Below are 12,369 nucleotides of genomic sequence, written 5' to 3'. Positions count from 1 at the left end.
ATCCATGAGCCCGCATGCGCGCCCTGGCGGCCGCGGTCCGGGCCCCAACCCAGGAGTTGTTTAGAGAACACATGAGCCTGATAGTGCAGAAGTTTGGCGGTTCCTCAGTATCGGACGCGGAGGGGATCAAACGCGTGGCACAACGCGTGGTCGACACCCAGGCCGCCGGCAACCAGGTTGTCGTCGTCGTGTCCGCCATGGGAGACACCACCGACGAACTGCTGGATCTGGCCAACCAGGTCTCCTCCAGCAGCAGCAGTGCCCGCGAAATGGACATGCTGTTGTCCGCCGGCGAACGCATCTCGATGTCGCTGCTGGCCATGGCCATCCAGGAATTCGGCTCCAGGGCCCAGTCCTTCACCGGCAGCCAGGCCGGCATGGTCACCGACGCCATCCACGGCAGGGCGCGGATTATCGACGTCTCGCCGCACCGGGTGATGACGACCATCGAAAAGGGCGAGATCGCCATTGTCGCCGGCTTCCAGGGCATCAGCCGGGAGAGCAACGACATCACCACGCTGGGCCGCGGCGGTTCGGACACCACCGCGGTGGCGCTGGCGGCGGCACTGGGCGCCGACGTCTGCGAGATCTACACTGACGTGGACGGCATCTACACCGCCGATCCGCGGGTGGTGCACACCGCCCGCAAGATCGACGCCATCTCCAGCGAGGAGATGCTGGAAATGGCGGCCTCCGGCTCGAAGATCCTGCACCTGCGCTGCGTCGAGTACGCCCGCCGCTTCGGCGTGAAGCTGCACGTGCGCTCGTCCTTCAGCACGAACGAGGGAACCTGGGTACTGCCCAACCCCGACGACAAGATCAAGATTCAAGAGGGAGAACCCTTGGAACAGCCCATCATCTCCGGCGTTGCCCACGACCGCTCCGAAGCCAAGGTCACCATCCTGGGCGTGCCCGACATCCCCGGCAAGGCCGCGGAGATCTTCGGCATCGTCGCCGGCGCGCACTCAAACATTGACATGATCGTGCAGAACATCTCCACCCGCGGGACCGGCAAGACGGACATCTCCTTCACGCTGCCCATGGTGGAGGGCAAGGAAGCCCTGGAGGCACTCAACGCGGCCCAGGACGTGGTGGGCTTCGAGGGCATTCTCTACAACGAAAACGTCGGAAAGCTCTCGCTGATCGGGGCGGGCATGCGCTCCAATCCCGGCGTCTCCTACAAGTTCTTCGAAGCCCTGCACAAGGCCGGCGTGAACGTGGACATGATCTCCACCTCCGAGATCCGCATCTCGATTGTCACGCACGCCGATCTGCTGGACACGGCGGTCCGCGCGGTCCACGCGGCATTCGACCTGGACACCGATGAGGAAGCCACGGTTTACGGCGGCACCGGCCGCTGACGCCGCAGGCCGAACCGGAGAGGGGCTGTCAGCAGTTGGCTGACAGCCCCTCTCCGTGTGTCAGGCCCTGCGCGGCCTGGTCATGTGCCGGGCCTGCGCGGCCTCGTCGCGTGTCAGGCCTTGCGCGGCTTGCGGTAGGCGTAGGCGTGGCCGGGACCGCGCTCCACTTCGATCTCGGCCAGTTGTTCCTCCGCCGCTTTCTCCGCCGCGTCGTGCCGGTGCACCACCGGGGTGTCGGCTTCGATGCGATCGGCAGGGCCCCAGACCTTCGCCGCCTTCTCCGTGGCTCGCATGAAGCGGTCCATGAAACGCCGATTTCCAGCCATCTGAATCACCTTCTTGCTCAGAAGAATCCGTGGCATCAGTTTAACGAGGCCCGGTACGGAAGAACAGGGCGGGGCTAGGCCGGCTTCTTCGGAACGATGTAAGTGCTGCCGTCCGCCCGGGTGACCGTTTCCCACTGCGACGCTTCGGCCTCGCGCTGCTTGAGCAGGGCCTTGTTCTCGTCGGTCATGGGATGGTCCACGCCGCTCTTCTGGGCCGGGCCGAAGACGATGCGGAACTTGCCGGTCGCCCGCATGAACGCGTTGACGCGGGACTTCTTCTCGGTCATGGGCGTGATCCTTCTTCCGGTGCCCGGTAGACTCTGCGGGCATTCAACCCCATAATAGGGCACGAACAATTAGCGCACGAACTGATGGAGAGTGGTGGCCGTGACGGCGACGGCGGGGACGACGGACGACCTGCTGCTGGAGCACCAGCTGTGCTTTGCGCTGTCGGTGGCGTCGCGCAGCGTGGTGGCCTCCTACAAGCCGGTGCTGGAGAAGCTGGGCCTCACGCATCCGCAATACCTGATGATGCTCGCTCTCTGGGAGCAGAGCCCGCGGATGGTCAAGGACCTGTCCGAGGCGCTGCAGCAGGAACCCGCCACCCTGTCTCCCATGCTCAAGCGGCTGGAGCAGGCCGGCCTGGTGACCCGGGGGCGGGTGGAAGGCAACGAGCGGGCGCTGGCCGTGGGGCTGACCGCTGCCGGCCAGGCGCTGCGGGAGGAGGCACTGGCCGTGCCCGGAACCATGCTGGCGCGCCTGGGTCTTGAACGCGAGCAGTTGCGCGAACTGAACGCCTCGATGCATGCGCTGATCAAGGCCGCACGGGAAGCCAAGGACTAGCGCCAACGCACGAAGCCGCCGGAAGATGCCGCGGGAGGGTGGCCGGTGGTTGTGTCCACCGGCTACCCTCCCGCTTGTTCAGGTGCTGTCAGCGGCCGGGGCCGCCGGCGCCGTTAGCGACCGGAGCGCTGCCCGGGCTGCTCCGAGGCACTGCCGTCGACTATCACGGCCGTACCTTCAGCTGCCGGTGCCTGCGCCGCGGCGCCGTTGCCGGAGACATTGACCGTCACCGCCGTGGCCGCGCCATCGCCGAATTTGACCAGGCCTACCCAGCTGCCGGCCGCCAGGCCGGACCAGGCGGCGGTCACCGTGCCGGTCTCGCCGTTGGCCAGCTGCAGCGGATCCGGGCTGACCGTTAGGTTGCCGGCGTCACCGCTCAGCGCCACCGTGTCGATGGTCCCCTTGCTGGCCTTGCCGTCCGGGCTGCTGTACAGGTGCGCGATGGCGTAGTACGTGCCCGGCGCAGGATTGTTGATCGCCAGGGACTCGCTCGCCGACGCCGTGGCCGCCGAGATCACGGTGCCGGCGGGGGTGTAGACATACAGATCCCAGTCTGCCCCCGGGTCGGCCGCGGTGATGGAGAACTGCGCCAGCGTGGCACCTGCCGGGACCGCCTGCGGCGCGTATCCGGTGCTGCCGTTGGAACCGATCACGGCGGGCTGGCCGGGGACCTTCTCCACAGCGGTGGCGTTGGCCTTGGCCAGGCCCTCGACCGCGAGGTCGATCGGCGAGTTGGTGCCCGAGGTGACCTCGATCGTGCCGGTGCCGTCGCCGCCGTCGGAAGCGAACGCCACGCTGGCGGGGGCCACCGCGGTGACCGGCCGGACGGCGATGGGCGACGCAACCGAGTGCTGCCCGCCGGCGCCCTTGCCCTCTTCCGTCCAGACCAGCTCACCCATGGTGAACTGATCCAGCGGGGCATCCGCGTTCTCGAAGGTGACCTTGAACGTGCGTTCCTGGCCGGCCTTCTTGAAGGTCAACTTGGCGGGCGAGACCTTCACGTTCACGCCCGGCAGGTCTACGTCAGCCGAGTAGGTGCCGGGCTTCAGGGCGGTGAGCGTGCGCTCCACGGTGACCTTGCCAGCCAGCTTCCCGAGGGCAAACGACGGCACGTTGATGTCCTTGGACTCGACGGTGTCCCGCTTCTTCAGGCCCAGGTCCAGGCCTGTGCCTTGGATGAAGCCGAGCCAGTCGTTGATATCGGCGTCGTAGGCCAGCCCGGGATCGCCCATCCGGGCGGTATCCACGTGGCCGGCGCCGGTGGCGAAGCGGTCTTCGTTCACCGAGCCGTCTTCCGTGACCAGGTCGCCGGCGGTGGTCATCATCGCCGACTTCACGGTGGCCGGGGACCACTTGGGGTTCTTGGCCAGCAGCAGCGCGCCGAGGCCGGCTACGTGCGGCGCGGCCATCGAGGTGCCGGACATGAAGCCGCTGGTCTCGCCGCTAACCACCGGGGAAACTCCGGCGAGGACGTTCACGCCGGGGGCCGCGACGTCCGGCTTCAGCAGGTTCGAGTCCACCGCCGTGGACGGACCGCGCGAGGAGAACTCGGCAACCTGCGGGACCGGGCTCTGCGGCAGCCCCGTGGTGTCACGGTCGCGCAGCGCCGCGGTCAGCGACGGGTCCGCGGCGACCTTGTCCTTGATGGACGGGTCGTCGATGTGCACGGTGGGGACGGCATGCAGGTCCAGGTCGAGCGACCCGGGGGTCACGTTGACGAGCACCATGCCGACACCGCCGGCCTGCTCGACGGCGACCGATTTGTCCGCGCGGGCGATCACGCCGCGGTCGCAGATGACGATCTTGCCTTCGACCTTGGCCGGATCAAGCTTGCCGGGGTAGCACAAGCGTGCTTCGTCACCGGTGGCGCCGGCCGCACCGGCCTGCGCGGAAAGGATCAGCGCCGTCTGCGGAACCTCGCGGTTCATGATGGACGTGCCGCGGTACTTGGTGCCGTCCGAGAGTTCCACGGTGCCCTGCAGTTCGTTGGAGAATGTGCTGGCGGCCACAGTGGTCACCCAGGGCGCGCTGTGGTTGACGGTGGCGGGAGCCGGACCCGCGTTGCCGGCGGAGGCGGAAACGAAAACGCCCACCTCGGCCGCGCTCAGGAACGCCACCGACACCGGGTCCAGGACGGAGTTGTTGTTGCCGGAGATGGAGTAGTTCAGCACGTCGACGCCGTCGAGGATGGCCTGCTCGATCGCGGACACGGAGGCCGAGGTGTAGCAGCCGCCGGTGGCGTCGTCGTTGTCCTCCCAGCAGATCTTGTAGACGGCGACCTTGGCGGCCGGGGCCACGCCGTTGCCGGTGCCAAAGTCGCGGCCGTCAACGGTCTGCGTCACGCCGCTGTTGCCGGCGGCCGTGGTGGCGGTGTGGGTGCCGTGGCTGGCGATGTCCAGCGGGGAGATGGACTCCTGCGGATGCCGGTCTTCCGGCGGCACATAGGCCAGGAAGTCGTCGGCGTAGTAGCGGGCGCTGAGCACCTTGGAATTGCATTCGGTGCCGTCGAAGCCGGAGCCTTCCTGGCCCGGCTGGCATTCGCCCAGGAAGGTGCTGCCGTCTGCCTTGAGCATGGCGATCTTGCCGTCCGGCGTCAGGTAGGGTTCGCCGACCTTGGCCTTGCCGGTCAGCGGCTTGACCTCCTCGCCGGCCAGGAAGTCGCTGTCCGGGTAGTAGCCGGTGTCGATCACGCCGACCACGGTTCCCTTGCCGGCGTTTTGTGCGCCGCCATACTGTTCGGCCCAGACGCCGTTGCCGCCGGGCAGGTCCAGGAAATCGGTGCTGGAGTAGTCCGGGTGGTGCTGCTCGTCCGGAGCCACCGCCGCCACGCCCGGCTTCTTGGCCAGCTCGGCCGCCTGCAGCCCGGTCAGCTCTGCCGCGAAGCCGTTCACCGCCGTCGTGAAGCTCTTCCCGATCTTGACGCCCTGGGAGGCGGCGACGTCGTTCTGCTGCTCCTGCAGGTGTGCCCGGTACTTCTTGGCGTGGGCGCTGTTTCCGTTCAGCTTTTCGCCCGGCGCGGGCTTCGTTGCCGCGATGCCGGACACGCCGCCCTCATAGGTGGCCAGCGGATCGCCGGAGAGCATCACGATGTAGCGGCCGTCCTCGTAGACGGCCTGCTGCCCGTCCGGATTCGAGGTGATGGTGCGGGCGAGGTCGGCGGGTGCGGCCGCCGCCGGGCCGGCGAGCCCGGAGAGGATCAGCGGTATCCCCAGTGCGAGTGCCGCGGCAGAGCGCAATCCCTGCCGGTGCACAAAGCTGCTGCTTTGCTGTGTCATGAGAAGGAAATGCCTTTCATCCGGTGGGCGCGACCGCTTTGGTCGGCCCGCAGACGCAGCCGAATGCCTATCCTGCAGGCCGTGCGGCCGCAGGGTATTGGATTTCCCCGGCGTGCGAGGCCGGCCCCATCCCCATCTGTGACAACAGCCACATTGGTGCGTCTGTGGGATCAAAGTACCGCACCGGAAGGTCTGAAAGAACCGTTTCACCCTTCTTGGGTGCGCCGCCGCGGAAATACCCTGCGCGTACTTCCCTGCGCGGGCCGGCGGTGCTATAAGCCGGGTGCCAATCTGACGCGGCGGCTGGGACAATGGAACCATGGCGCCGCAGGTTCTCCTCGACCGGCTCCGGGTGCTCGAACCGGAGCAGTGGCTGCCGCGCGCCCGGGCCCACGGTGAGCGCGCCGAGCGCTTCACCCAGCCCTACCTGCAACGCCGCTCGGCCGGGCTGAAACACCCGGTGGAAGACTTCCTCTTCACGTATTACAGCTTGAAGCCGGGGCAGCTGGCGCGCTGGCATCCCGGCGCTGGCGTGGTGTTGACCGGCGACGACGCCGGCGAGCGCCGCGGGTGGAAGTTTTATCGGGCGCTGACCGCCGCCGAGTGCCGCACCGCGGGTGTGGGGCCCGACGCCGGTGCCGTCACCTTCGACGCCGAAGCCTTCCTGGCGGCGCGGGGAACGGCGGTGGCGTTCTCGCGGGAAATCCTGGCCGGCGCCGCGTCGCGGCCGGCCCGGTTCGGCTGCTTCGGGCTGCACGAGTGGGCGATGGCCTACAAGTCACGGCTCAACGGCGTCCGGCACGACTACCTGGAGCTGCGGCTCGGCGCGGAGGGAACAGACCAGGTGGTGGAGGGCAGCCGGATCAACTGCTCGCACTTCGACGCCTTCCGGTTTTACACGCCGCAGGCCGTACCGCTGAACACGCTGCAGCCCACCCGGGAAAACCAGCGGCAGATGGAACAGCCCGGCTGCCTGCACGCCAACATGGACCTGTACAAATGGGCGTACAAGCTGGCCCCGGCGCTGCCCAGCGAACTGGTGATGGACTGCTTCGAGCTGTCCTGGCGGATCCGCGAGCTGGACATGCGGGCCTCGCCCTACGACCTCTCGGGCTGGGGCTACGAACCGGTCAGGATCGAGACCACCGAGGGCCGCGCCCAGTACGTGGCGGCCCAGCGGGCGTTTGCCGAGGAGGCGCAGGCGCTGCGCCTCCGGCTCCTGGAAGCCCTGGACGTGCTGGAGGCACTGGATGTGCTCAAGGCACCTGATGTGCAGGACCGCGGGACGGAGGGGAACTCGTCGTCGCACCGTGCGGGCGCGCGTCACTCCGCTCCGGGAAAGATCCGAACGGAGGACTGACCATGGCCGTTGAGGCGGAGCGTCCAGGGCGGCGGCGGGCCCGTTGCCGCCAAGCGGCGGTGCTCCTTTCCTGCCTGCTCTTCCTGCCATGGCTGGCGGCCTGCGGCCAGGGCGACCAGCCGCAGCCTTCCCCCGGCATCGCCGTTCCCGCTTCCCCGGGCGACGGCGATACCCCATCCCCGGGCGACGAGCGGACCCCTTCCCCGTCGGAACCCGCTCCCTCGGAACCCCCGACGGACAATCAGAAAGGTGTAGCCGTGGATGCCAAACTGTCCATCATGCTGACCTCCGCCGACAGCACCGCCCGGCTTGAGCAACTGCTGGTGTGCCGGGATTCCCGTCCCGCCGAAGGCTCCACGGTCAGGGACCCGGAGGGTGCTTGCGCCGCGCTGGCCAAGCACGGGAACAGGGTCTTCTTCGAGCTGCCCGATCCCAACCGCCTCTGCACCCAGCAATACGGCGGCCCGCAGCAGGCCCACGTCACCGGCACCTTTAACGGCCACGAGGTGAACAAGCACTTCTCCCTCACCGACGGGTGCAAGATCTCTGAGTGGAACGCCATGGCTGCCCTGCTGGGCGGCCGCGCCGGCGAAGTTTAGTGCCGACCTAGGCGGCGCCGTTGCCGTGACCTACCGGGTCAGCTCCGCCGTAAGCGACGGGATCAGCGGCGCCGTTGCCGTGACCTACCGGGTCAGCTCCGCCGTAAGCGACGGGATCAGCGGCGCCGTTGCCGACCAGGTCAGCGCCGCCTTAACCTGCCGGATCAGCGGCCGCCGCGGCCGGCCGGGTCAGCGCCGGCCGTCGCGCATGACTTCGCTCACCCGGCGGTCAAGATCCCGGCGTGCGGCACGGGCGGTCCGCCGGTCGTCGCGTTTCTTCCGAATGACCATCCGCCCGAGGCCGCCCAGCACGACGGCGGCCAAGATGGGCAGCAGCATGGACTGCGGCTTCTCCGTCATGAAGCCATGCTACGAGCCCCGCTGGCCGACGGCACGGTTTTGCCGGGATCCGCCGTCGTCGTCCCGTAAAATCAGCGCCCCGCGATGCCGGTAGAATAGTGCTGCAAGCTCGCGGAGCGCTGGGTCAGCGTGAGACGGCACCAATTGTTGGATTGACACTGCACTGAGTTCCGCGCGCCTCGCTTCGTTTGAAGAGCACAATCCAAGCACAGGAGTGGCCGGATGCCCCGGATCGTTGTTGATGTCATGCCCAAGCCCGAAATCCTTGATCCGCAGGGCAAAGCCATTGCCGGCGCGCTGAACCGCCTGGGCCTGGCCGGCTTCAGCGAAGTCCGCCAGGGCAAGCGCTTCGAGCTGACGGTTGACGGCGAGGTGACCGAGGAACTCCTGGAGCAGGCCCGGCATGCCGCCGCCACGCTGCTCTCCAACCCCGTGATCGAAGACGTCACCCGGGTGGAGGTCATCACCGAGGCGACCATCGGGGCCGGCGAATAATGACTGAGACTCCCCTGATCGGCGACTTCTCGCCCGCACCGGACGCAGGCCTCTCGGGCGCGCGCATCGGCGTCGTTACCTTCCCCGGCACGCTCGACGACCGCGACGCGGCCCGTGCCGTGCGGATTGCCGGCGGCACCGCGGTCAGCCTGTGGCACGGCGACCATGACCTGCAGGGCGTGGACGGCGTGATTATCCCCGGCGGCTTCTCCTACGGCGACTACCTGCGCGCCGGCGCAATCTCCCGCTTTGCCCCGCTGATGGAGCAAATTGCCGACGCCGCCAACGCGCAGCACGATCCGCTGCCGGTGCTGGGCATCTGCAACGGCTTCCAGGTGCTGACCGAGGCACACCTGCTGCCCGGCTCCATGATCAAGAACAACCACCTGCACTTCCTCTGCCGCGACCAGAGACTGCGCGTGGAGAACAACACCACGGCCTGGACCAGCCAGTACGAAGCCGGCGCGGAAATCGTGGTGCCGCTGAAGAACCAGGACGGCCAGTACGTCGCCGACGAGAAGACCCTGGACGAGCTGGAAGCCGAGAACCGCGTGGTGTTCCGCTACTCGGACGGCAACCCGAACGGGTCGCGCCGCGACATCGCCGGAATCAGCAACGCCGCGGGCAACGTGGTGGGCTTGATGCCGCACCCCGAACACGCCGTGGAAGCCGGCTTCGGCCCGGACTCTTCCGCCTTCGGCGACGTCGAGCTGCGCGGCGGCACCGACGGCCTGGGAATTTTCACCTCCGTTTTGACGAAGATTGTGGCAGGTGCCAAGTAAATGACCGAGACCAATCCGACCAGCGCAACAGTGGATACCCGGCTGGAAACCGAGGCCGAGGCACGCAATGAGCACGTGCAGAGCTACGGCGGGGCGGCCGACGCCGTCGAACGCGCCGAGGGGCGTCAGTTCAACATCGACACCGTGGAGCATGCCGCGCAGACCCCGGACACCGAGTTGCCCTGGGCCGAGCTGGGATTGAAGCGCAACGAGTTCGACGAGGTAGTCAAGGTGCTGGGCCGACGCCCCACCGCCGCCGAGCTGGCCATGTATTCGGTGATGTGGTCCGAGCACTGCTCCTACAAGTCTTCCAAGGTCCACCTGCGCCAGTTCGGCGACAAGGTCACCGAGGACATGAAGAAGCACATGCTGGTGGGCATCGGCGAGAACGCCGGCGTGACGGACCTGGGTGACGGCTGGGCCGTAACCTTCAAGATCGAGTCACACAACTCCCCCACCATGGTCGAGCCGTACCAGGGCGCCGCGACCGGCATCGGCGGCATCGTGCGCGACATCATTTCCATGGGCGCGCGCCCGGTGGCAGTGATGGACCCGCTGCGCTTCGGCGCGATCGACCACCCGGACACGGCCCGCGTCGTCCACGGTGCCGTCGCCGGCATCGGCGGCTACGGCAACTCCCTGGGCCTGCCGAATATCGGCGGCGAGGTCGTCTTCGACTCCGTTTACCAGGGCAACCCGCTGGTGAACGCCCTGGCCGTGGGCGTCATGCGCCACGAAGACATCCGGCTGGCCAACGCCTCCGGCAAGGGCAACAAGGTGGTGCTGTTCGGCGCGCGCACCGGCGGCGACGGCATCGGCGGTGCGTCCATCCTGTCCTCGGAGTCCTTCGACGACACCAAGCCCTCCAAGCGTCCCGCGGTGCAGGTCGGCGACCCGTTCTCGGAGAAGGTGCTCATCGAGTGCTGCCTGGAACTGTTCAAGGGCTCGCTGGTCGAGGGCATCCAGGACCTGGGGGCCGCCGGCATCTCCTGCGCCACCTCGGAACTGGCCTCCAACGGCGACGGCGGCATGGACGTCGAGCTGACCTCCGTGCTGCTGCGCGATCCGACCCTGACGCCGGGCGAAATCCTGATGTCCGAGTCGCAGGAACGCATGATGGCCGTGGTCTCGCCCGAGAACGTCGAGGCGTTCGAGGCCGTCATGGCAAAGTGGGCCGTGGAATACTCCTGGCTGGGCGAGGTCACCGACACCGGCCGCCTGGTCATCAAGTGGGACGGCGAGACCATCGTCGACGTCGACCCGCGCACCGTGGCCCACGACGGCCCGGTCTACAACCGGCCCTACGCCCGCCCGGAATGGCAGGACAGGGTCCAGGCAGACGGCTTCCGCGCCTCCGCCGCCGGCGCCAACCCCCCGGCCAGCGCCGAAGACCTCAAGGCAGCCGTGCTGGAACTGATGGCGTCCCCGAACATGTGCTCGAAGGACTGGGTGACCAACCAGTACGACCGCTACGTGGGCGGCAATACCGCACTGGCCATGCCCGACGACGCCGGAGTGGTCCGGGTGGACGAGGAAACCGGTCTCGGGGTTGCCTTGGCCACCGACGCCAACGGCCGCTACACCTACCTGGATCCCTACCAGGGCGCGCAACTGGCCCTGGCCGAGGCCTACCGGAACGTCGCAACTGTGGGTGCCATCCCGATGGCGGTGTCCGACTGCCTGAACTTCGGTTCGCCGGAGGACCCGGACGTCATGTGGCAGCTGGCCGAAGCGATCCGCGGCCTCTCCGACGGCTGCATGGAACTGGGCGTCCCGGTCACCGGCGGCAACGTCTCGCTGTACAACCAGACCGGCAACACCCCGATCCACCCGACCCCGGTCGTGGCGATGCTCGGCAAGCTCGACGACGTCGGCCGCCGCACCCCGTCCGGCTGGCGCGAGGACGGCCAGGCCATCTACCTGATGGGCACCACCCGCGACGAGCTGGACGGCTCCGAATGGGCCAACCTCCGCGGACACCTGGGCGGCAAGCCCCCGGCCGTGGACCTGGCCGCCGAGAAGCTGCTGGGCGAGCTGCTGATCAACGCCTCCCGGGACGGCATGATCGACGCCGCCCACGATCTCTCCGAAGGCGGCCTGGCCGCTGCCCTGTCCGAGATGGCGCTGCGCTTCGGCGTTGGTGCGCGGATCGGCCTGGCCGAGGTCTGCGAACGTGACGGCGTTGACCTGTTCACGTTGCTGTTCAGCGAGTCCCAGGCACGCGCCGTCGTGTCCGTGGCGCGCAGCGAAGAGGTCCGCTTCAAGGACATGTGCGGCGCGCGGGGCTTCCCGTTCATGCGCATCGGCGTGGTGGACACCGAGAACGGCGCGCTGGACTTCCAGAGCGAGTTCTCCGTGCCGCTGGCCGAACTGAAGGAAGCCCACGAGGGCACCCTGCCGAAGTACTTCGGGTAGGTTCCACCCTGCCCAGGGGCGGGCGAAAGGGGGATGTTTCCTGCACCGTGGTGCGGGAAACATCCCTCTTCGTCTTCCCCTCGGGGACCTGCACCCCAGCGCTGCCGGATATCCGTATCTGTATGCTGTGCCCATGACGGCACCGCAGATCTATATCAGTTTCCCCGGCACTGCCCGCGAAGCACTGGGTTTCTATGCAGAGATCTTTGGAGGAGAGCTTTCCCTGCACACCAATGAGGACTTCGGTAACAGTGTGGGACCGCCGGGGCAGATAGCCCACGGAATGCTGAACGGCGTGGTCGCCCTGGCCGGATCGGATGCGGCACCCGGCGAGAAGAGCGTCCGGCTCGAGGGCGTCATGCTCTCGTTGCTCGGGACGGCCGAGCCCAAGGTGCTGCACGAGTGGTTCGACAAGCTCGCCGTTGGCGGCCGGGTCGTCGATCCCCTTGCCCCGAAGCCGTGGGGCGCCTCCGATGGCCAAGTGATCGATCGTCACGGGCTTCACTGGCTCGTCGGCTACGAACCGGCGCCGTGAGCGCTGATTGAGCCGGCC

The 12,369-nt window shown here is 67.9% G+C and carries 12 protein-coding genes; 8 read left to right on the top strand and 4 right to left on the bottom strand.

Annotated features, from left to right (window positions below):
- Window positions 1–71: 71 nt before the first annotated feature.
- A complete protein-coding gene (locus AC5RTY_RS10800) occupies window positions 72–1,361 on the top strand; it encodes an aspartate kinase (RefSeq protein ID WP_494002064.1) in 1,290 nt (429 codons plus the stop codon).
- Window positions 1,362–1,474: 113 nt separating this feature from the next.
- Here AC5RTY_RS10800 and AC5RTY_RS10795 read toward each other — a convergent pair whose 3' ends face one another.
- Window positions 1,475–1,687, bottom strand: a complete 213-nt coding sequence (locus AC5RTY_RS10795; RefSeq protein ID WP_494002063.1) for a hypothetical protein — start codon at window positions 1,685–1,687, stop codon at window positions 1,475–1,477.
- A 74-nt stretch (window positions 1,688–1,761) separates the two neighbouring features.
- Entirely contained in the window at window positions 1,762–1,974 is a 213-nt protein-coding gene (locus AC5RTY_RS10790) for a hypothetical protein (protein ID WP_494024553.1), read from the bottom strand.
- A gap of 91 nt (window positions 1,975–2,065) precedes the next feature.
- On the opposite strand from AC5RTY_RS10790, the gene AC5RTY_RS10785 reads away from it, so the two are divergent.
- The gene (locus tag AC5RTY_RS10785) at window positions 2,066–2,530 is read left to right on the top strand and encodes a MarR family winged helix-turn-helix transcriptional regulator (RefSeq protein WP_494075871.1); all 465 of its coding nucleotides are present in this window, start codon (window positions 2,066–2,068) and stop codon (window positions 2,528–2,530) included.
- A 113-nt stretch (window positions 2,531–2,643) separates the two neighbouring features.
- On the opposite strand, the gene AC5RTY_RS10780 is transcribed toward AC5RTY_RS10785, so the two are convergent.
- Window positions 2,644–5,805, bottom strand: coding sequence for a S8 family peptidase (locus tag AC5RTY_RS10780; RefSeq protein WP_494139506.1), 3,162 nt, complete (start codon window positions 5,803–5,805; stop codon window positions 2,644–2,646).
- 319 nt (window positions 5,806–6,124) lie between these two features.
- Here AC5RTY_RS10780 and AC5RTY_RS10775 point away from each other — a divergent pair, with 319 nt between their 5' ends.
- Both AC5RTY_RS10775 and AC5RTY_RS10770 read left to right on the top strand, forming a co-directional pair.
- Entirely contained in the window at window positions 6,125–7,165 is a 1,041-nt protein-coding gene (locus tag AC5RTY_RS10775; RefSeq protein ID WP_494075873.1) for a 3-methyladenine DNA glycosylase, read from the top strand.
- A gap of 257 nt (window positions 7,166–7,422) precedes the next feature.
- Window positions 7,423–7,764: a serine protease inhibitor gene (locus AC5RTY_RS10770; protein ID WP_494075874.1), complete on the top strand. Its 342-nt coding sequence runs from the start codon at window positions 7,423–7,425 to the stop codon at window positions 7,762–7,764.
- A 189-nt stretch (window positions 7,765–7,953) separates the two neighbouring features.
- On the opposite strand, the gene AC5RTY_RS10765 is transcribed toward AC5RTY_RS10770, so the two are convergent.
- Window positions 7,954–8,124, bottom strand: a complete 171-nt coding sequence (locus AC5RTY_RS10765; RefSeq protein WP_494013269.1) for a hypothetical protein — start codon at window positions 8,122–8,124, stop codon at window positions 7,954–7,956.
- A gap of 222 nt (window positions 8,125–8,346) precedes the next feature.
- Here AC5RTY_RS10765 and purS point away from each other — a divergent pair, with 222 nt between their 5' ends.
- The 4 genes from purS (at window position 8,347) to AC5RTY_RS10745 (ending at window position 12,351) form a co-directional block, all read left to right on the top strand.
- Window positions 8,347–8,619 (top strand): phosphoribosylformylglycinamidine synthase subunit PurS, encoded by a 273-nt coding sequence (gene purS, locus AC5RTY_RS10760; RefSeq protein ID WP_494002056.1) that lies wholly within the window; start codon window positions 8,347–8,349, stop codon window positions 8,617–8,619.
- A complete protein-coding gene (gene purQ, locus AC5RTY_RS10755) occupies window positions 8,619–9,401 on the top strand; it encodes a phosphoribosylformylglycinamidine synthase subunit PurQ (RefSeq protein WP_493977174.1) in 783 nt (260 codons plus the stop codon). Before purS ends, purQ begins: the two co-directional genes overlap by 1 nt.
- The gene (purL, locus tag AC5RTY_RS10750) at window positions 9,402–11,816 is read left to right on the top strand and encodes a phosphoribosylformylglycinamidine synthase subunit PurL (RefSeq protein ID WP_494139505.1); all 2,415 of its coding nucleotides are present in this window, start codon (window positions 9,402–9,404) and stop codon (window positions 11,814–11,816) included. It abuts the gene before it with no gap.
- A gap of 133 nt (window positions 11,817–11,949) precedes the next feature.
- Window positions 11,950–12,351, top strand: a complete 402-nt coding sequence (locus AC5RTY_RS10745; RefSeq protein ID WP_494075876.1) for a VOC family protein — start codon at window positions 11,950–11,952, stop codon at window positions 12,349–12,351.
- The last annotated feature ends 18 nt before the right edge of the window (window positions 12,352–12,369 follow it).

It is taken from the genome of Arthrobacter sp. Y3224055 (assembly GCF_059090825.1).
This window is presented reverse-complemented; position numbering and strand designations above follow the sequence as displayed.